Below are 19,314 nucleotides of genomic sequence, written 5' to 3' on the forward strand. Positions count from 1 at the left end.
CCGCCGCTTTTCTCAGAGGGCAGCCAGCCGCTCCAGGGGGAACGGCGGTTGCGCCAGCGGCCGTGCCGCCATGCGGACCAGGGGCAGCGGGTTGTCGTCGCCCGCTGTCCGGTTGGCGCTCAGCTCGTCGCAGCGCGTGCACCGGTGGATGATGACCCACTCGCCGGCGCCGCGCACGGCGATGGAGATCGGCTCCATGCGGGCGTGGCACTCGGCGGCGCGGTCGCCGGGCACGTCGGCGTCGACGTGCTTGCTGTACAGGCAGTTCGGGCAGTGGTTGCGGTGCGCGGTGCCGGGCGCCCGTTCGGGGACGTCGAGGTGGCAGTGGACGCAGCGGAACGATTCGTGCTGCCGTCGCTGGCGGGGTCGGTGTCGGCGAGACACAGTGGTGCTCCTAGTGGAAGTCCTGGCCGGTTGCGCGTGCCAACGGGCCTCGACCGCTCCCAGGAGGAGGACACACCGGACGCCGATGGGGCGGCGCGCGGCGCCGCCGGATCAGTGTCCGGGTACTCCGGAGGTCGCGGGAGGCCCGTAGGGCGGCCGGGTCACAAACTCACCACTTTCGTTAACGGAACTGTCGTCAGCGGAACCTTCGGCAGCGGATGGCTGGAGCCGCGCCGATGGCGCGGTCCCGGCCATTGAAACCGGCCGCAGGGGACGCGCGCAACCGGTTTTCCCGCCCGCCGGGACGGCCCGTCCGCGGAGGTCAGCGCGGTGCGGCGGCGCCGCCGAACGCGCGGGCCGTGTAGACCGCGACGGCGGCCGCCGTGAGCGCCAGCAGCACGAAACCGATGGTGTACGCGCCGGTGGCCTGGAACACCACGCCCATGACGAGGGGCGGGAAGTACCCGCCGAGCCCGCCGGCCGCGCCGACCAGGCCGGTCACCGTGCCGACCCGTGACGGCTCGACCAACTTCGCGACCAGCGCGAACACGCCGCCGGTGCCCAGTCCGAGCGCGACGGCGATCAGCACGAACGAGATCCCGGCCGGGACCTCCACGGGCGGCTTGAAGGCGAGTACCGCCGCGAGCAGCGCGGTGCCGACGAACGAGATCATGCAGACCTTGACCGGGCCGATGCGGTCGGAGAGCGCCCCGCCGACGGGGCGGGCGACCACCGCCGCGAGGGAGAACCCGGCCGTGCGCAGCCCGGCCTCGCTCTGCGCGAACGCGTACGCGGTGGTCAGGAGCGTCGGCAGGTAGGTGGAGAACGCCACGAACCCGCCGAACGCGATGGCGTACAGCAGCGACATCTGCCATGTGGTCGCGAGCCGGAGCGCGTCGCGTATGCGCGGCAGCGCGGGTTCGGTGCTCGGCCGCCGGTCCGGCGAGTCGCGGGCGAACAGCCACATCACGACGCCCATCACCGCCAGCGCCGCGCCCATGGCGAGGTGGGTGCCGAAGAGCCCGAGTTGTTCGACCAGCCGCGGCGTGCAGATCGCCGACAGCGCGGTGCCGCCCATTCCGGCGCCGAACACGCCGGTGGCGAAGCCGCGCCGTTCCCGCGCGTGCCAGGAGTTGACGAACGGGATGCCGATCGCGAACGAGGTGCCGGCCACGCCCAGGAAGAACCCCCACAGCAGGAGCATCCCGAACGAGCCGCCGGAGAGGCCGACCAGCAGGGTCGGCACGATGCTGATGAAGCAGACCACCGTGAACATGGTCCGGCCGCCGTACCGGTCGGTCAGGACGCCGACGGGGATCCGGCCCAGCGATCCGACCAGCACGGGGAACGCGACGATCAGCGACGTCTGCGTTGGCGACAGGTGCAGCGCCTCGCTGTAGGTCTTCGACAGCGGGCCGATCAGGTTCCACGCCCAGAAGGTGAGCGCGAACGCTGCGGTCGCCAGTGCGAGGTTCGCCCCGGCGGACCCGCTCCTGGTGGCCCGCGGCGTGTCCACGGCGCTGCTTCCGCTCATCCCCGGTGCTCCCCCTCGGCTGCCGTCACGCGTTTCACGATAAACCAGGGGTGCCAATTCTTCCGTGCCGGACAACGGCGTGGCGCCGCGCATTACCCGCCTTTCCCTGTTCCACTAGCATCGGGATTTCCATGTGCGGCTCGTGGTTGTCCGACGTGTCTCCGATGGTGGCGAAAGAGGCGGTTGCACCAATGGGCGGTCAAGTCGAACCCGCTGGTAAGAGTGGTGGAGCCGGGGACATCCTGCTGCGCACCGGCGTTTATCTGACCCGCTCCGAGGCGACCGACGACCTCCGCGCCGTCTTCAAGAAAGGCGGCCGCAAAGGAGACGTATTCTATCGCGACCGGTGGAGCCACGATAAAGTCGTCCGATCCACGCACGGAGTCAATTGCACCGGTTCGTGCTCGTGGAATGTCTATGTCAAAGACGGAATCATCACCTGGGAGACCCAGGCGACCGACTACCCCTCCGTCGGCCCCGACCGCCCCGAGTACGAGCCGCGCGGCTGCCCGCGCGGCGCCGCGTTCTCCTGGTACACCTACTCCCCGACCCGGGTGCGCTACCCGTACGGCCGCGGGCTGCTCATCGAGATGTACCGCGACGCCAAGAGGCGGCTCGGCGACCCGGTCGCCGCGTGGCGCGAGATCACCACCGACCCGGTCAAGCGGCGCCGCTACCAGCGGGCGCGCGGCAAGGGCGGCCTGGTCCGCATCACCTGGGACGAGGCGGTCGAGATCGCCGCGGCGGCGCACGTCAACACCATCAAGGAGTACGGCCCCGACCGCATCGCCGGGTTCTCCCCGATCCCCGCGATGTCGCAGGTGTCCCACGGGGTGGGCGCCCGCTTCGTGAACCTGCTCGGCGGCTCCATGCTGTCGTTCTACGACTGGTACGCCGACCTGCCCATCGCGTCCCCGCACGTGTTCGGCGACCAGACCGACGTCCCCGAGTCCGGCGACTGGTGGGACGCCGCCTACCTGATGCTCTGGGGCTCCAACGTCCCGGTCACCCGCACCCCCGACGCGCACTGGATGACCGAGGCCCGCTACCGGGGCCAGAAGGTGGTCGTCGTCGCGCCGGACTACAACGACGCCACCAAGTTCGCCGACGAGTGGATGGCGCCGCACCCGGGGACGGACGCCGCCCTCGCCATGGCCATGGGCCACGTGATCCTCACGGAGCACTTCGTCGCCGACCGCACGCCGGGCTTCGACGACTACGTTCGCAAGTACACCGACCTGCCGTTCCTCGTCACCCTGGCCGAGCGCAACGGCCGCCACGTCCCGGACAAGTTCCTCACGGTCGAGCAGATGGACGAGTCGCCGGTGGGCGCGTCCGGCGCCGGGACCGCCAACGCCCAGTGGAAGCCGGTCTTCCTCGACGAGGCGACCGGCGCCGCCGTCACGCCCAACGGGACGCTGGGGCAGCGCTGGGGCGACGACGGCGAGGGCCGGTGGAACCTCGACCTCGAAGGCCACCGCCCGCGCCTGAGCCTGTACGAGGACGGCGGGGAGGCGGTGGAGGTGGCGCTGCCCCGCTTCGACCTTGACAACGGCGCCGGCCGCACCCTGCGGCGCGGCGTGCCGGTGCGCCGGGTGGGCGGGCGCCTCGTCACGACCGTCTACGACCTGCTCCTCGCGCAGTACGGGGTGGCGCGGCCGGACCTGCCGGGCGCCTGGCCGTCGGGCTACGACGACGCGGCCGAGCCGTACACGCCCGCGTGGCAGGAGGCCGTCACCTCGGTGCCCGCCGCCACCGCTGTGCGCATCGCGCGGGAGTTCGCGGCGACCGCCGACACCACGGGCGGCCGGGCGATGATCATCCTCGGTGCGGGCACGAACCAGTGGTTCCACGGCGACACCATGTACCGCGCCTTCTTCACGCTGCTGCTCCTCACCGGCTGCCAGGGTGTCAACGGCGGCGGCTGGGCGCACTACGTCGGCCAGGAGAAGTGCCGGACGCAGACCGGGTGGGCCGCCTACGCCTCGGGCATGGACTGGACGCGCCCCCCGCGGTTCATGGCGGGGACCGCCTACTGGTACCTGCACACCGACCAGTGGCGCTACGACACCTACGACGCCGACGCGCTGTCGTCCCCGGTGGGGCCGGGCGCGCTCGCGGGGCGCCACACCGCCGACATGGTGGCGGCCTCGGCGCGCATGGGCTGGCTGCCGTCCTACCCCACCTTCGACCGGAACCCGATCGATCTGGTCCGGCAGGCGCGGGCGGCCGGGCGGGAGCCGGGCGAGTACGTCGCCGACCAGTTGGCATCCGGTGACCTGCGGTTCGCGGCGGAGGACCCCGACGCGCCGGAGAACTGGCCGCGCGCGCTGACCGTGTGGCGGGCGAACCTGTTCGGCTCCTCCGCGAAGGGCAACGAGTACTTCCTGCGGCACCTGCTCGGCACGGACTCCAACGTGCGCGGCGACGAGGCCGGCCCGGAGCACCGGCCGGCCGATGTGCGGTGGCGCGCGGAGGCGCCCGAGGGCAAGCTCGACCTGCTGCTGTCGATGGACTTCCGGATGACCAGCACCACGCTGCTGTCCGACATCGTGCTGCCCGCGGCGACCTGGTACGAGAAGCACGACCTGTCGACTACGGACATGCACCCGTTCGTGCACGCGTTCACCCCCGCCATCGACCCGCCGTGGCAGGCCCGCACCGACTTCGACGCGTTCCACGCCATCGCGGCGCGCTTCAGCGAGCTCGCCGCCGAGCACCTGGGGACGGTCGCCGACCTGGTCGCGGCCCCGCACCAGCACGACACCCCCGGTGAGATGGCGCAGCCCAAGGGCACGGCGCCGGACTGGAAGGCGACCGGGGAGGTGCCGGTCCCCGGCGCGACGATGCCGAACCTGGTCGTGGTCGAGCGCGACTACACGGCGGTCGCGGCGAAGATGGCGGCGCTCGGGCCGCTCACCGAGTCGCTGGGGCTGCCGGTCAAGGGGGTGTCGTTCACCCCCGACAAGGAGGTCGACTGGCTGGGCCGGCGCAACGGCACGGTCGAGGGCGGCCCGGCCGACGGCCGTCCCAAGATCGACACCGACGTCAAGGCGTGCGAGCTGATCCTCGCGCTGTCGGGCACCAGCAACGGGCGGCTGGCGTCGCAGGGCTTCGAGCGCCTGGCCGCGCGCACCGGCACCGACTTCGACGAGCTGATCCAGGGCGGCCGCGAACGGCGGGTGGTGTTCCGCGACACGCAGGACCGCCCCACCAGCGTCGGCCCCAGCCCGGAATGGTCCGGCAAGGAGGCACCGGACCGCCGGTACTCCCCGTTCACCATCAACCTGGAGCACGACAAGCCCTGGCACACCCTCACGGGCCGCCAGCACTTCTTCGTCGACCACGACTGGATGCACGAGTTCGGCGAGTCCCTGCCGGTGTACCGCCCGCCCCTGGACATCCACCGGCTGTTCGGGGAGCCGCGGCTGGGCTCCACCGGGCGGCGCGAGGTGACCGTCCGCTATCTCACCCCGCACTCGAAGTGGTCCATCCACTCCGAGTACCAGGACAACCTGCTGATGCTCACGCTCTCGCGCGGCGGGCCGACGGTGTGGATGAGCCCGTCGGACGCCGATGCCATCGGCGCGCGCGACAACGACTGGGTCGAGGCGGTCAACCGCAACGGGGTCGTGGTCGCACGGCTGATCGTGTCGCACCGGATGCCCGCCGGGACGGTGTACGTCTACCACGCCCAGGAGCGGGTCATCGACGTGCCCAAGAGCGAGGCGACCGGGCGGCGCGGCGGCATCCACAACTCCCTGACCCGGCTGCTGGTCAAGCCCACGCACCTCATCGGCGGCTACGCCCAGTTCGCCTACGCGTTCAACTACATCGGGCCGACCGGCAACCAGCGCGACGAGGTCACGGTGGTCCGCAGGCGGTCGCAGGAGGTGGCCTACTAGATGGCGACAGCAGCGGGGCAGGCGGCGCAGGCGCCCGGCGCCCGCCCCATCGGCAGGGTCATGGCGCAGGTCGCCATGGTGATGAACCTGGACAAGTGCATCGGCTGCCACACCTGCTCGGTCACCTGCAAGCAGGCGTGGACCAACCGCAGCGGGGTCGAGTACGTCTGGTTCAACAACGTGGAGACCCGGCCGGGGCAGGGCTACCCGCGCCAGTACGAGGACCAGGACAAGTGGCGGGGCGGGTGGCGGCGCACAGCGGGCGGCAAGCTGAAGCTGCGGGCCGGCGGCCGGCTGAAGAAGCTCGCCACGATCTTCGCCAACCCCGTCATGCCCTCGATCCGCGACTACTACGAGCCGTGGACCTACGACTACGAGTCCCTGATCACCGCCCCGTTGGGCGACGACATGCCGGTGGCGCGGCCCTACTCGCTCATCTCCGGCGAGCCGATGAAGGTCGAGTGGAGCGCCAACTGGGACGACAACCTCGCGGGCGGCCCGGAGATCGCGTCGGGCGACCCGATCGCGCGCAAGCTCGGCGAGAAGGTGCGGTTCTCCTTCGAGGAGACCTTCATGTTCTACCTGCCGCGCATCTGCGAGCACTGCCTCAACCCGTCGTGCGTCGCGTCGTGCCCGAGCGGGGCCATGTACAAGCGGGCCGAGGATGGCATCGTGCTGGTCGACCAGGAGAAGTGCCGGGGGTGGCGGATGTGCGTCACCGGCTGCCCGTACAAGAAGGTGTACTTCAACCACAAGACCGGCAAGGCCGAGAAGTGCACGCTGTGCTACCCCCGGGTCGAGGTCGGCATGCCGACGGTGTGCTCGGAGACCTGCGTGGGGCGGCTGCGCTACCTCGGCGTCATCCTCTACGACGTCGACCGGGTGAGCGAGGCCGCCGCGGTCGCCGACGAGCACGACCTGTACGAGGCGCAGCTCGGCGTCTTCCTCGACCCGGAGGACCCCGACGTCCGCGCGGCCGCGCGCCGCGACGGCATCCCGGACCGCTGGCTGGAGTCGGCGCGGCGCTCCCCGGTGTACGCGCTGGCGAAGCGGCACAAGGTGGCCCTGCCGCTGCACCCGGAGTACCGCACGATGCCCATGGTCTGGTACATCCCGCCGCTGTCCCCGGTGGTCGACGCGCTCACCGGAACCGGCCACGACGGTGAGGACGCCGGGAACCTGTTCGGCGCCATCGAGTCGCTGCGGATCCCCGCCGAGTACCTCGCGGAGCTGTTCACCGCGGGCGACGTCGCCCCCGTCAACGCCTCGCTGCGGCGGCTCGCCGCGATGCGGTCCTACATGCGCCGGATCAACCTGGGGGAGGAGCGCGACGAGACGATCGCGGCGGCGGTCGGCATGCGCGGCCGCGACATCGAGGACATGTATCGGCTCCTGGCGCTCGCCAAGTACGAGGACCGCTACGTCATCCCCACCGCGTACGGGGTCGACGACGCCGACCGCGGCGTGATCGAGGAGGTCGGGTGCAGTCTCGACACCGACGGCGGCCCCGGGATGGGCGGCATGGGCGGGCCGATCCCGTTCGGCGAGGCGTCCGGGCAGCCGCCGCCGGCGAGCGTCGAGACGTTCCACGCGCTGCGCGAGCGCCAGACCAGCGACGGCGGCGGGCACCTGGCGGGCCGGGTCAACCTGCTCAACTGGGACGGCAACGGCACACCGGACGGCCTGTTCCCGCCGTCCGGCAGCGGGGGCGGGGGCGCGGCGGCGGACCGGCCGCCGGACGGGGCCGGCGCGCCGGAGGGCGGTGCGCGATGAGGCTCCGGACCCCCGGTGCGCGCGCCAGGGCGCGCGAGGACGCCGTGCTGCGGCAGGCCGCGTCGATCCTGCTCGGTTACCCCGACGACGCGTTCCACGACCGCCTCCCCCTGGTCCGCGGCGCCCTCGCGGAGCTGCCCGACGGCGCGGCGCGGCGCGGCCTGCTCGCGTTCGCCGCGCACGCCGCCGACCGGGAGCGGTTCGACCTGTGCGCGCACTACGTGCGCACCTTCGACACCAAGCGCCGCCGCGCCCTGCACATGACCTTCTACACCGCGGGCGACACCCGCCGCCGCGGGCACGAACTGGCCCGGGTGAAGGAGGTCTACCGCGGGTGCGGCTGGACCATCGGCCCCGAGGAGCTGCCCGACCACCTCGCCGTGGTACTGGAGTTCACCGCGCGCGGCGACGCGGAGTGGGGGCAGACGCTGCTCGCGGCGTTCCGGCCCGGCCTGGAGCTGCTGCGCGCGGCGCTGCACGAGCACGGGACGGAGTACGCCGGGGTCGTCGACGCGGTGTGCGCGACCCTCCCGGCGGCGGGCGCGGGGGAGCGCGCGGCCGCCGAGCGCCTGGCTCGGGTCGGCCCGCCGGCCGAGGACGTCGGCCTCGAACCCGTCCCCGCCCCCGGGCCGCACGACCTCGGCATGCCCGCGCCCGGCCCGCCGCCCGCGACAGCGGCCCACATCCCCGGAGCGCCCTGATGACCTGGCTGGACCAAGCCCTGTGGGGGGTGCTCCCCTACCTGGTGCTGCTCGTGCTCATCGGCGGGACCGTGTGGCGGTACCGGTTCGACAAGTTCGGGTGGACCACGCGCTCCTCGGAGCTGTACGAGAAGAGCATCCTGCGGATCGCGAGCCCGCTGTTCCACTTCGGGCTGCTCGTGGTGATCATCGGGCACGTCGTGGGGCTCGCCGTCCCGAAGTCCTGGACCGAGGCCGTCGGGGTGTCCGACACCATGTACCACGTCATGGCGCTGTCCCTGGGGATCGTGGCCGGGGTCTGCACGCTCGTGGGGATCGCGCTGCTGATCTACCGGCGCCGGACGAACGGGCCGGTGTTCAGCGCCACGACGGTCAACGACAAGGTGATGTACCTGGTGCTGGTCGCGGCCATCGTCGCCGGACTGGCGACGACCGTGCTCTCGGCGGGCGCCGACCTGGCGGGCGGGCACGGCCACGACTACCGGGTGACGGTGTCGGTGTGGTTCCGCGGGATCTGGATCCTGCACCCCGACGTCGCGGCGATGGCGGCGGCGACCCCGGCGTTCAAGCTGCACGTGCTCATCGGCATGGCGCTGTTCGCGCTGTTCCCGTTCAGCCGCCTGGTGCACGCGTTCAGCGCGCCGGTGCAGTACCTGTTCCGCCCCTACATCGTCTACCGGAGCCGCGACCCCATCCCGGGCCGGGCGTCGCGCCCCGCTCAGCGGGGATGGGGCTGACCCTCCCCGTTCCGGGCGAGCAGGGCGTCCACTGCGGCGCTCAACCGTTCCAGCGACTCGACGTCGGCGCGCAGCCGCTCGGTCCCGACCTCCGCGGCGAGGCGGGCGGCGGACTCCGCGTGCGCCGGGTCGATGCGGCGCACGGCGGCCAGCCCTTCGGGGGTGACGGCGAGGAGCTTGGCGCGGCTGTGGGCGGGGTTGGGCCGGTACTCCGCGAGCCCCTTGTCGACCAGCAGGTCGGCGATGCGCTGCACGCTCTGCCGGGTGATGCCCATGGCGCGGGCGATCCCGGCGACGGACGCGGGTTCGCGCAGGACCGCGCCGAGTACCTGCCACCAGGCGGCCGTGAGCCCGGCGGGGCGCGCCAGGCGCTCCGCCAGCTCCAGGAGGCGGCCGTTGAGGCGGAAGGACGCCAGCGCGGCCGCCGACAGCAGCGCGCCCGCCTCCCGTTCCGCTTCCGCCGCGCCGGCGGCGGGGGGCTCCCCGCTCATGCCGACGCGAGCACGCCGAACGCGCTCGGGTCGCTGCGGGCGAAGAGCCGGAACCAGGCGTCGAGCACCTCAGGCCGGTACAGGCCCAGTTCGGCGAACACCTCGCGGGCGAACGCGACCTGGTCGGTGGGCCCGGCGGTGATGACGCCGTCGGCGCGCACGGCGTCGGCGTCGCGGTAGTGGCCGCCGCCCGCGTACCCGGTCGCGGCGAGGTAGTCGGCGACGGCGCTGGTGTGCGGGCGGGCGTCGAGCAGCCCCTCGCGCGCCAGCCCGGCGGTGCCGCCGCAGATGGCGGCGACCGGGACGGCCGCGTCGATGAAGGCGCGCGCGGTGCGGGCGAACGGCGCCAGTGTCTCGGGGGACTCGTCCCAGGCGGCGGCGCCGGGCAGGATCAGCATCGCGCTGTCGGCGGGGTCGAGGTCGGCGAGCGCGAGGTCGGGCAGCACCCGCAGGCCGCCCATGGAGGTGACGGGAGCGGTGGTCGGGCCGACGGTCCTGACGCCGTACCGGCCGGGCTCGATCTGGAAGTCGCCGTTGCGGATGTGGGCGGCCGCGTGGCCGACCTCCCAGTCGGCGTAGGTGTCGTAGACGGCCACGTGTACTGTTCTCTGATTCATGACAGTACTCTGTCGAATTGACAGCACGTTGTCAATAGTCGGATCGGCTCCCTGGCGACGCCGCCGACGCTGACCCCGGGCGCGGGCGGTCGGGGCACCGGGCGGCGGTGGATAGGCTCTGGCCGTCCCGACCCCGGCGACCGGCGACGACGGAGGCGATGTGACCCTGCGCGACCGAGTGCGGACGATGGTGGAGGCCGGCTGGTTCCAGTCGGGCGTCGTCGCGCTCATCCTGTTCAACGGGATCCTGCTGGGGGTGGAGACCTCCCCGTCGCTGATGGCGCGCTACAGCGAGGAACTGCACTGGGCCGACATGACCATCCTCGCCGTGTTCATGCTCGAACTCGGCATGCGGATCTTCGCGCACCGGTGGGCGTTCTTCCGCGACCCGTGGGGCTGGTTCGACCTGGTCATCGTGCTCATCGCGCTGGTCCCGACATCGGGCCCGTTCGCGGTGCTGCGGGTGCTGCGGATCCTGCGCGTGCTGCGGCTGCTGTCGGCCGTCCCGGCGCTGCGGCACGTCGTCACCGGGCTGCTGCGCGCCCTGCCGGGGATGGCCTCGATCGCGTTCCTGGTGGGGCTGCTGCTCTACGTCGCGGCCGTCATGGCGACCACCATGTTCCGCGGCACCGCGCCCGAGTACTTCGGCAACCTGGGCGACTCGCTGTTCACGCTGTTCCAGATCATGACCGGGGACAGCTGGGGCGCGATCGCCAAGACGGTCATGGCCGAGCAGCCGATGGCGTGGATCTTCTTCGTCGGCTACATCCTGGCCTCGACCTTCATCGCGCTGAACCTGTTCATCGCGGTGGCTGTGGAGGCACTGGACTTCGACAAGCCGGCGGCGGGGCCGAAGGGGCCGGCGCCGGACGGGTCTGAGTCGGACGGACCTGAGTCGGACGGACCTGCGTCGGACGGGCCCGCGCCGGACGCGGCCGCCGGGGGCGCGGACGCGTCCTCCGACGGCGCGGGGCGCGCGGACCTGATCCTCGCCGAACTGCGCGCGCTGCGCGCCGAGGTCGCCGAACTGCGCGGAAAAGGCGGCCCGCCGTAACGAATCCGCCCTCGTTCGGGCCGGGGATGCTGACGCGCCGTTGTCCGCCTGAATAGGGTGTGCCCACTGCGGCGGCCGGGACGGGCGGGCCGAACCGCGGTCTCGGGCGCCTCGGCGGGCGCGCGGGCGCGAACTGCGGCAAGGGGGGCCACATGTCAGGTGTCTCGATCAGGCCGGTCACCCCGGAGCTGTGGGACGACCTGGCCGGCCTCTTCGGGCCCACCGGGGCGTACGGCTACTGCTGGTGCGCCTACTTCCGGCGGCGCGCCAAGGACTACACCGCGTCGGTCGACGCGCCGCGGCCCGAACGGGGCCTGGGCAACCGCGAGGTCCTGGAGCGGGTGACGGCGGAGGGCCGCGTCCCCGGCCTGCTGGCCTACGACGACGGGCAGCCCTGCGGCTGGGTCTCGCTGGGCCCCCGCTCCGACTTCGTCCGCCTGGCGCATTCGCGCACGCTGCGCCCCGTCGACCCGGAGGAGCGGGGCGTCTGGTCGCTGGTCTGCTTCTGGATGCCGCCGCGCAGGCGCGGCAAAGGGCTCGCCACCCTGCTGCTGGACGCGGCGATCGAGCACGCGCGCGACAACGGCGCCCGCGTCCTGGAGGCCTACCCGGTCGACACCGCCGGCGGGCGGGCGCCCACCGCCGACGTCTACACGGGGACGGTGGCCCTGATGCGGCGGGCCGGGTTCACCTGTACGCGGCATCCCAGCAGCGGGCGGCCCATCGCGCGGCTGCGGTTGACCGGGTAGTCTCATCCGCGACCGAGTCATACCCTAAGGGGGTATGATCAGAGCCGGCCGGGTCCGCCGGCCGCACCCGTCGAGAGGATGGAGGGGCTCCCATGGCAACCGTCTATGCCGTTGAGGGCATGACCTGCGAACACTGTGTCAAGGCCGTCACGGAGGAGGTCGGCGGCGTCCCCGGTGTCATCGGCGTCGACGTCGAGCTCGCGACGGGCGCCGTCACCGTGCACAGCGACGCCCCGGTGGACGACGCCAAGGTCAAGGAGGCCGTCGAGGAGGCGGGCTACGAACTGCGGGAGCGGGCCTGACCCGACATCGGCCGCCGCCTCAGCGGCCGAGCCCGGCCCGGTCGTCGAGGCGCTCGACCCACGTGCACACCGCGTCCACTGTGTCGGCCACCGGGGCGCGCGTGGTGTCGAGCAGCCGCATGGGCGGCTCCAGTCCGGCCGCGCTGGAGCGGATCCACTCGGCGTAGTCGAGCGTCTCGGCGATGCGCTCCTCGTCCCACTCCCGCCACGCCGGCCGGGCGCGCAACCGGTGGGCGAGCACGGCGGGGTCGGCCATGAGGGCCAGGTAGTGGATGCGGGAGAACAGCGCCCGTTCCGGCAGCGGCTCGAACTCCGGCGGGACGACCGTCCCGCAGAGGACGGCGGGGCGCCCGTTCTGGTGGATCATGGCGATCATCCGCAGCCAGGTCGACCGGAAGGCGTGGTGGTCGCGCGACGGGTCGCGCAGCCCGCCGACCCAGAGGACGTCCTGCTCCAGGACGGTGAACCGGTCGCCCAGGCGCGCGCCGAGCAGCCGCGCCGCCGTCGACTTCCCGGTGCCGCTCGGCCCGGTGACGCAGTACAGCGGCAGGCGCAGGAACGGCTGGCGGTGCCCGCAGGACGAGCAGAGCAGCAGTGCCTGCGCGGAAGGGCCCGCTGCGGGGGCCGCGACACGGGGGGTGCCGTTGAACGCCCCGCAGCGGGCGCAGATGAGCGGATTCACGGTCGGACGGCGGTTCTCTCGGCGCGATCAGTCGAAGAGCTGTTCCATGAAGCTCTTCTTGCGCTTCCGCTGGCCGTAGGGGCGCGGGGAGTCGGAGTAGCCTCCGCCGTGCCCGCCGTAGGGACGAGGGGAGTCGGAGTAGCCCCGGCCGTGCCCGCCGCCGTGGAAGGCACCGGGGGAGTCGGGGCGAGGGGACCCGCGGTAAGGCGGCGGTGCGGCGGCGGAGCCGCCGAAGCGCTTCTCGGCGGAGACGATCTGCTCCAGCTCACCGTGGTCGAGGAAGATCCCGCGGCAGCTCTCGCACTGCTCGAGATGGATCCCCATGCGGTCGAGGGTCATCATGCGGCTTTGGCACTTGGGGCATGTCACAGCGCCATGGTACGCAAACCGAGCCCATCGGTGCCGGGATCTCGCCCACCAGATCCGCGGAATCGGGGATTCCGCTGGTAGATACGGGTGAATCAGGATAAATATGCACAGGGCAACGCGTTTGTGGCGATAGGAGAGCTGACGGCCCGGTCCCGACACGGCACAATGGGGTCGCCCCCGGCAGTCCCTGAACAGGCACCGACCCGACATCCCCCCGCGCGAGCGCGCCACCGACCCACTCTGGAATTTCCCCATGACCACAGAGGATCCCGAAGCGCACTCAGGCGCCGGCCGCCTGCTCGCCGGGCGCTACCGGATGACGCACCTGCTCGGTGAGGGCGGAATGGGGCGTGTCTGGCAGGGCTCCGACGAACTGTTGGACCGCCCGGTCGCCATCAAGGAGCTGACCGTCGCGGAGCACCTGCCGCGGCACGAGGTGGAGATCCTGCGGACCCGCATGCTGCGCGAGGCGCGCAGCGCGGCCCAGCTCAGCCACCCCTCGATCATCACGGTGTTCGACGTGGTCGAGGAGGACTCCCGCCCGTGGATCGTCATGGAGCTGGTGCGCGGGCCCTCGCTCAGCGAGATCCTCAAGGGCGGCACGGCCCTGCCGCCGGCGCGGGCGGCGAAGATCGGCCTGCAAATGACCGCGGCGCTCGCGGTGGCGCACGAGCGCGGGATCGTGCACCGCGACATCAAGCCGGGCAACGTCCTCATCGCCCCGGGCGACCGCGCCGTCCTCACCGACTTCGGTATCGCGCGGCTTGAGGGCAGTACCAGCCTGACCAGTACCGGCCTGCTCCTTGGGTCCCCCAGCTACCTGGCGCCCGAGCAGGCGCGCGGCGAGATGGCCAACGCCGCAACCGACATCTGGGCGCTCGGCGTCACCCTGTACCAGGCGGTCGAGGGCGCACCGCCGTTCCACCGCAACTCGCCCATGGCGACCCTCACCGCCATCGTCACCGAGGACGTCCCGCCGCCGATCGCCGCCGGCCCGCTGCACTCGGTGCTGGTGGCGATGCTCGACAAGGACCCGGGCGCGCGGCCCGACGTCGCGACCGTCCGCGCCGAACTGGAGCAGATCGTCCACGGCGCCGACCCGGCGCCCGCCGCCGCGCCGGCGGAACCGGCCGAGCAGCCCGGGACCGCCCTGCGCACCGGCCCGCCCGGACCGCCGAGGCCACCCGGCCCGTCCGGACCGGCGCGCACCGGCCCCGCCCGGCCGGCCGCGCGGACGCTGCTCCTCGTCGTGGGGGCCGTCCTGGCGCTGGCGCTCGCCATCGCGGGCGGCGTGTGGCTCGCATCCCCCGGCGGCCAGGGCGCCGACCCCGCGGGCGCGCAGGGCGGCCCGGGCAGCGCTGCGAGCGAAACCCCCTCGCCGAAGCCGGAGGACACCGAGGAGCCCGAGGAGGAGAAGGAGCCGGAGTTCGAGGGCCTGACCTTGACCCGGCACGAGGACGAGACCGGTTTCTCCCTCGAGGTGCCCGAGGAGTGGAAGGTCGAACGGAAGGGCAGCAGTGTGTTCTTCCGCAACCCCGAGGGCGGCTACCTCCAGGTCGACCAGACCGACACCCCCGGCGACGACGCCAAGAAGGACTGGGAGCAGCAGGCCGGCAGCGCGCCGGGCCGGTTCTCCGGCTACGACGAGGTCGGCATCGAGAACAACGACGACCCCGCCCTCGCCGACTACAAGAGCGCCGCCGACTGGGAGTTCACCTTCAAGGGCGACAACGGCAAAATGCACGCCGTCAACCGCGGCTTCCACAACGACGCGAAGGGCTACGCCCTCTTCCTCGTCGCCACCGAGGACGACTTCCCCACCAACAAGAAACTCCTCGACCACATGACCGAGACCTTCACCCCCGCCGGCGGCTGACGGCGAAAGGGCTCACCGGACGGATGACTCCGGCGGCCGACGCAGCAAGGACTCGATCAGCCCGCCCTTTCTCTCGGTGTAGGCGGGGCGGTCGGTGACCAGCAGGGGCGCGAGCGCGCGCTTCAGCGCGGCGTACTTCGCGCGCCTCGGGACTGCTTCGCAGGAGGTCTCGGAAACGTGTCAGGAGTCGATGCTGCTCATTGCCCCGGACGACGGTACAGGTGGTGATAGGGAAGCCCGGACCGGGAGGTGAACCTCTCACGGCCCGGCAGCCCTCCGTCGCCCTGGTGGGACCAGCCTCCCGCTTCCAGGGCCGCGATCGCGCGCGGAATTCCCGCGTCGGACTCGGCGACGACCAAGAGGTCGATGACGGGTTTGGCCGCCAGGCGCGGGACGGCCGTCGAGCCGACGTGCTCCACGCCGTGCGGTCCGCAACCGAGTGCCCGACGAACCTCTCCCGCGATCTGACGGAACGACTCCGGCCAGGTCGCGTCGTAGGGCACCACCGTGACGGCGCCGGGAGGAGGAGAACCCGCAGCGGACATGCGGCCGATGCTGGCCGCGCGTCACCGGTGAACCGAACCTTCGACTATTTCAGCAGGTGGCGGGCCATTACCAGGCGCTGGATCTGGTTGGTGCCCTCGTAGATCTGGGTGATCTTGGCGTCGCGCATCATGCGTTCGAGGGGGAAGTCCTTGACGTAGCCGGCGCCGCCGAGGAGTTGGACGGCGTCGGTGGTGATCTCCATGGCGGCGTCGGAGGCGTAGCACTTCGCCGCGGCGCCGAAGTAGGACAGGTCGGCGTCGCCCCGCTCGGACTTCGCCGCGGCGACGTAGACCATCTGGCGGGCGGCCTCCAGCTTCATGCCCATGTCGGCCAGCATGAACTGGATCCCCTGGAACTCGGCGATGTGCTTGCCGAACTGGCTGCGCTCCTTGACGTAGGCGAGGGCGTGGTCGAGGGCGCCCTGGGCGATGCCCACCGCTTGGGCGCCGATGGTGACGCGGGTGTGGTCGAGTGTGCGCAGCGCGATCTTCAGGCCCTCGCCGAGCGCGCCTACGCGGCGGGAGTCCGGGATCCGGACGCCGTCGAAGAACAGTTCGCGGGTCGGGGAGCCCTTGATGCCGAGCTTGCGCTCCGGCTCGCCGAGGGTGAAACCGGCGTCGTCGGCGTGCAGGACGAACGCCGTGACGTTGCCGCCGCGCTTGCCGTCGGGGTCGGTGACGGCCATGACCGTGTAGAAGTCGCTGACGCCGGCGTTGGTGATCCAGGACTTCTGCCCGTTGATGATCCAGTCGTCGCCGTCGGCCTTGGCGGCGGTGCGCATGCTCGCGGTGTCCGAGCCGGCCTCGCGTTCGGACAGCCCGTAGGAGAACATCGCGTCGCCGCGCGCCACAGGGGGCAGGTAGACCTGCTTGACCTCCTCGGACGCGCCGAGGATGAGGGGCATGGTGCCGAGCTTGTTCACCGCGGGGATGAGGGAGGACGAGGCGCAGGCGCGGGCGACCTCCTCGATGACGATGCTGGTGGCGAGGGCGTCGGCGCCCACGCCCTCGTACTCCTCGCCGATGTGCGGGGAGTGGAAGTCGGAGGCGCGCAGGGCGTCGTAGGCGGCCTGGGGGAACGCGGCCTTCTCGTCGACCTCCGCGGCGTGCGGCGCGATCTTGTCGTCGGCGACGTCGCGGACCGCTTCGCGCAGGGATTCGTGCTCGTCGGTGATCGTGAACAGTTCGCTCATGGGACGCTCCGGGTACGGCCGACGGGTTTGTTACTCGCCAGTATTGCAGGCGTCGACGGGTGGGGCTGCGCTGCCTCCGCCCTTGACCGGCAGGACGCTGGGCAGGGCGGACGTCGTCGCTGAGTCGGTTCTGCGGCTCAGGGGTCGCGGAGCCGTGCCGGCGGCTCGGCGTCCGCTGCGGTGCCGGGGGACGTGGCTCAGCCGGGTGGGCGGGGGGACTCGGGTGCGCCGTCGGCGAGTTCGCGGCCCAGCGCGAGGCCGAGCGCCTCGTCGTCGGGGAAGAAGCGCGTGATGATGGACAGCGCCTGGGCGAGTTCGTCGCGGGTCATCTGCGCCATGGGCTTGCCCAGCCATGGGGCCGGCCATTCGGGGACCTCGGTGTCGAGCCGGCCCGGGGACGGCAGCGGCGGCCGGTGCCCGGGCGGCCGGTGGACCGGCCATGCGGTGGGCGTCGTGACGCAGATGACCCCGGTCTGCGCCGCGGCCTGCGTGCCGCTGGTTCCGTTGACGTGCATCGCGGACATCGCCCCCCTCCCGCGGCCGCTTTGGCGGGCGGCCGCTCGGGAAGCCGCCCCGCCGACCACGCGCGGTTCGGCCGATCGGCCGGGCGGATTCCCGTGTGCCGTCCGAACCCCCTGTTGGCCGGCACGGCTCCGTCGAACGACGGAGCATGACTGATTGTAGTCAATTGATCGCCATAGGTGAACAGGTGTGGCGTGTCGCCATCCTTGGCCCTTTCTCCCCAGCTCAGGCGAAAGGCCCGCGCGAACGCGGGCCTTTCGTGGGTGGGCGGACCGGCCGGTCCCGGCCGGTCCCGGCTGGGACCGGCCGTGCCGGTCAGATGTCGCGGAAGATCTCGATCTGCGCGCCGACGGAGTTGAGGCGCTCGGCGAGCTCCTCGTAACCGCGGTTGATCACGTAGATGTTGCGCAGCACCGAGGTGCCTTCGGCCGCCATCATCGCGAGCAGGATGACCACGGCCGGGCGCAGCGCCGGCGGGCACATCATCTCGGCCGCGCGCCACCGGGTGGGCCCCTCGACCAGGACGCGGTGCGGGTCGAGCAGCTTGACGTTGGCGCCCAGGCGCGTGAGCTCGGTCAGGTAGATGGCGCGGTTGTCGTACACCCAGTCGTGGATCAGGGTGGATCCCTGCGAGCTCGCCGCGATGGCGGCGAAGAACGGCACGGTGTCGATGTTGAGGCCGGGGAACGGCATGGGGTGGATCTTGTCGATCGGAGCGGTGAGCTTCGACGGTTTCGCGGTGAGGTCGACCAGCCGGGTGCGGCCGTTGTCGGCCGGGTACTCGGCGGTGCGCTCGTAGTCGAGGCCCATCTCCTCCAGGACCGCCAGCTCGATCTCCAGGAACTCGATCGGGACGCGCTTCACCGTGAGCTCCGAGGAGGTGACGATGGCGGCGGCGATCAGGCTCATGGCCTCGACCGGGTCCTCCGAGGGCGAGTAGTCGACGTTGACGTCGATGTCGCGCCGGCCGTGGACGGTCAGGGTGGTGGTGCCGATGCCCTCGACCGTGACCCCGAGCTGCTCCATGAAGAAGCAGAGGTCCTGGACCATGTAGTTGGAGCTGGCGTTGCGGATGACGGTGATGCCGTCGTGGCGGGCCGCGGCCATGAGCGCGTTCTCGGTCACGGTGTCGCCGCGCTCGGTCAGCACGATGGGCCGGGTGGGCGCCACGTTGCGGTCGACGGTGGCGTGGTAGGCGCCGTTGGTGGCGAGGATGTGCAGGCCGAACCGGCGCAGCGCGGTCATGTGCGGCTCGACCGTGCGGGTGCCGAGGTCGCAGCCGCCAGCGTAGGGCAGCTGGAACTCGTCCAGCTGGTGCATGAGCGGGCCGAGCAGCATGATGACGCTGCGGGTGCGCACAGCGGCCTCTTCGTCGATGCCGGCGAGGTCGAGGTCGGCGGGCGGGACGATCTCGAGGTCGCTGCCGTCGTTGATCCACCGGGTGCGCACGCCGATGCTGCCCAGTACTTCGAGGATGCGGTAGACCTCCTCGATGCGGGCGACCTTGCGCAGGGTGGTGCGGCCCTTGTTCAGCAGCGACGCGCACAGGAGCGCCACGCAGGCGTTCTTGGACGTGCGGGCGGTGATGCTGCCCGACAGGCGGCGGCCGCCCACGACGCGCAGGTGCATGGGTCCGGCGTGCCCGAGCGAGATGATCTCGCTGTCGAGCGCCTCGCCGATGCGCGCGATTATCTCAAGTCCGAGATTCTGATTGCCCTGCTCCATGCGGTTGACGGCACTCTGGCTGGTATCGAGCGCCTCGGCGAGTTGCGCCTGAGTCCATCCGCGGTGCTTGCGGGCGTCGCGGATGAGGGTGCCGATACGGGTTAGGTACTCCTGGCTCATGAAAAGCATTTATATCACAGATGATATTTCTCGTG

At 71.9% G+C, this 19,314-nt stretch carries 18 protein-coding genes; 8 read left to right on the top strand and 10 right to left on the bottom strand.

Features of this window, described 5'->3' with window-relative positions:
* Positions 1-12: 12 nt before the first annotated feature.
* The gene (locus tag CLV63_RS28920) at positions 13-384 is read right to left on the bottom strand and encodes an RNHCP domain-containing protein (protein ID WP_106586415.1); all 372 of its coding nucleotides are present in this window, start codon (positions 382-384) and stop codon (positions 13-15) included.
* Between the two features lie 322 nt (positions 385-706).
* Positions 707-1,918: an MFS transporter gene (locus CLV63_RS28925; protein WP_106586416.1), complete on the bottom strand. Its 1,212-nt coding sequence runs from the start codon at positions 1,916-1,918 to the stop codon at positions 707-709.
* A gap of 191 nt (positions 1,919-2,109) precedes the next feature.
* Here CLV63_RS28925 and CLV63_RS28930 point away from each other — a divergent pair, with 191 nt between their 5' ends.
* Genes CLV63_RS28930 through narI form a run of 4 tightly spaced genes read left to right on the top strand, consistent with a single transcriptional unit; the run spans position 2,110 to position 9,034 of the window.
* A complete protein-coding gene (locus CLV63_RS28930) occupies positions 2,110-5,823 on the top strand; it encodes a nitrate reductase subunit alpha (protein ID WP_106586417.1) in 3,714 nt (1,237 codons plus the stop codon).
* On the top strand, positions 5,824-7,596 hold the full coding sequence (gene narH / locus CLV63_RS28935) for a nitrate reductase subunit beta (protein ID WP_245929158.1): 1,773 nt from the start codon (positions 5,824-5,826) through the stop codon (positions 7,594-7,596).
* Entirely contained in the window at positions 7,593-8,297 is a 705-nt protein-coding gene (gene narJ / locus CLV63_RS28940) for a nitrate reductase molybdenum cofactor assembly chaperone (RefSeq protein ID WP_106586418.1), read from the top strand. The genes narH and narJ overlap by 4 nt, the downstream gene beginning before the upstream one ends.
* A complete protein-coding gene (gene narI, locus CLV63_RS28945; protein WP_106586419.1) occupies positions 8,297-9,034 on the top strand; it encodes a respiratory nitrate reductase subunit gamma in 738 nt (245 codons plus the stop codon). The genes narJ and narI overlap by 1 nt, the downstream gene beginning before the upstream one ends.
* Here narI and CLV63_RS28950 read toward each other — a convergent pair.
* Together CLV63_RS28950 and CLV63_RS28955 are read right to left on the bottom strand one after the other, a co-directional pair.
* Positions 9,016-9,525 carry a MarR family winged helix-turn-helix transcriptional regulator gene (locus CLV63_RS28950; protein WP_106586420.1) on the bottom strand — a complete coding sequence of 170 codons (510 nt, stop codon included), beginning with the start codon at positions 9,523-9,525 and terminating at the stop codon, positions 9,016-9,018. The genes narI and CLV63_RS28950 overlap by 19 nt on opposite strands.
* The gene (locus tag CLV63_RS28955; RefSeq protein ID WP_106586421.1) at positions 9,522-10,142 is read right to left on the bottom strand and encodes a DJ-1/PfpI family protein; all 621 of its coding nucleotides are present in this window, start codon (positions 10,140-10,142) and stop codon (positions 9,522-9,524) included. Before CLV63_RS28955 ends, CLV63_RS28950 begins: the two co-directional genes overlap by 4 nt.
* A 160-nt stretch (positions 10,143-10,302) precedes the next feature.
* Between CLV63_RS28955 and CLV63_RS28960 the strand changes: the two genes are divergently transcribed.
* The 3 genes from CLV63_RS28960 (at position 10,303) to CLV63_RS28970 (ending at position 12,247) form a co-directional block, all read left to right on the top strand.
* Positions 10,303-11,196: an ion transporter gene (locus CLV63_RS28960; protein ID WP_245929160.1), complete on the top strand. Its 894-nt coding sequence runs from the start codon at positions 10,303-10,305 to the stop codon at positions 11,194-11,196.
* Between the two features lie 152 nt (positions 11,197-11,348).
* Positions 11,349-11,945 carry a GNAT family N-acetyltransferase gene (locus CLV63_RS28965; protein ID WP_106586444.1) on the top strand — a complete coding sequence of 199 codons (597 nt, stop codon included), beginning with the start codon at positions 11,349-11,351 and terminating at the stop codon, positions 11,943-11,945.
* A gap of 92 nt (positions 11,946-12,037) precedes the next feature.
* Positions 12,038-12,247 carry a heavy-metal-associated domain-containing protein gene (locus CLV63_RS28970; RefSeq protein WP_106586422.1) on the top strand — a complete coding sequence of 70 codons (210 nt, stop codon included), beginning with the start codon at positions 12,038-12,040 and terminating at the stop codon, positions 12,245-12,247.
* A 19-nt stretch (positions 12,248-12,266) separates the two neighbouring features.
* Here the strand turns inward: CLV63_RS28970 and CLV63_RS28975 are convergent, their stop codons facing one another.
* Together CLV63_RS28975 and CLV63_RS34805 are read right to left on the bottom strand one after the other, a co-directional pair.
* Positions 12,267-12,929: an AAA family ATPase gene (locus CLV63_RS28975; protein WP_106586423.1), complete on the bottom strand. Its 663-nt coding sequence runs from the start codon at positions 12,927-12,929 to the stop codon at positions 12,267-12,269.
* 27 nt (positions 12,930-12,956) lie between these two features.
* Positions 12,957-13,298, bottom strand: a complete 342-nt coding sequence (locus CLV63_RS34805; protein ID WP_281260776.1) for a TFIIB-type zinc ribbon-containing protein — start codon at positions 13,296-13,298, stop codon at positions 12,957-12,959.
* 253 nt (positions 13,299-13,551) lie between these two features.
* Between CLV63_RS34805 and CLV63_RS28985 the strand changes: the two genes are divergently transcribed.
* Positions 13,552-15,174, top strand: a complete 1,623-nt coding sequence (locus CLV63_RS28985) for a serine/threonine-protein kinase (RefSeq protein ID WP_106586424.1) — start codon at positions 13,552-13,554, stop codon at positions 15,172-15,174.
* Positions 15,175-15,371: 197 nt separating this feature from the next.
* Here CLV63_RS28985 and CLV63_RS28990 read toward each other — a convergent pair whose 3' ends face one another.
* The 4 genes from CLV63_RS28990 to CLV63_RS29005 form a co-directional block, all read right to left on the bottom strand.
* A complete protein-coding gene (locus tag CLV63_RS28990; protein ID WP_106586425.1) occupies positions 15,372-15,719 on the bottom strand; it encodes a GrpB family protein in 348 nt (115 codons plus the stop codon).
* A 44-nt stretch (positions 15,720-15,763) separates the two neighbouring features.
* Positions 15,764-16,912: an acyl-CoA dehydrogenase family protein gene (locus tag CLV63_RS28995; RefSeq protein ID WP_106586426.1), complete on the bottom strand. Its 1,149-nt coding sequence runs from the start codon at positions 16,910-16,912 to the stop codon at positions 15,764-15,766.
* Positions 16,913-17,109: 197 nt separating this feature from the next.
* Positions 17,110-17,436 carry a hypothetical protein gene (locus tag CLV63_RS29000; RefSeq protein ID WP_106586427.1) on the bottom strand — a complete coding sequence of 109 codons (327 nt, stop codon included), beginning with the start codon at positions 17,434-17,436 and terminating at the stop codon, positions 17,110-17,112.
* Between the two features lie 313 nt (positions 17,437-17,749).
* The gene (locus tag CLV63_RS29005; protein ID WP_106586428.1) at positions 17,750-19,279 is read right to left on the bottom strand and encodes a helix-turn-helix domain-containing protein; all 1,530 of its coding nucleotides are present in this window, start codon (positions 19,277-19,279) and stop codon (positions 17,750-17,752) included.
* Positions 19,280-19,314: the final 35 nt, after the last annotated feature.

The organism is Murinocardiopsis flavida, from assembly GCF_003014485.1.
Classification (GTDB): Bacteria; Actinomycetota; Actinomycetes; order Streptosporangiales; family Streptosporangiaceae; genus Murinocardiopsis; species Murinocardiopsis flavida.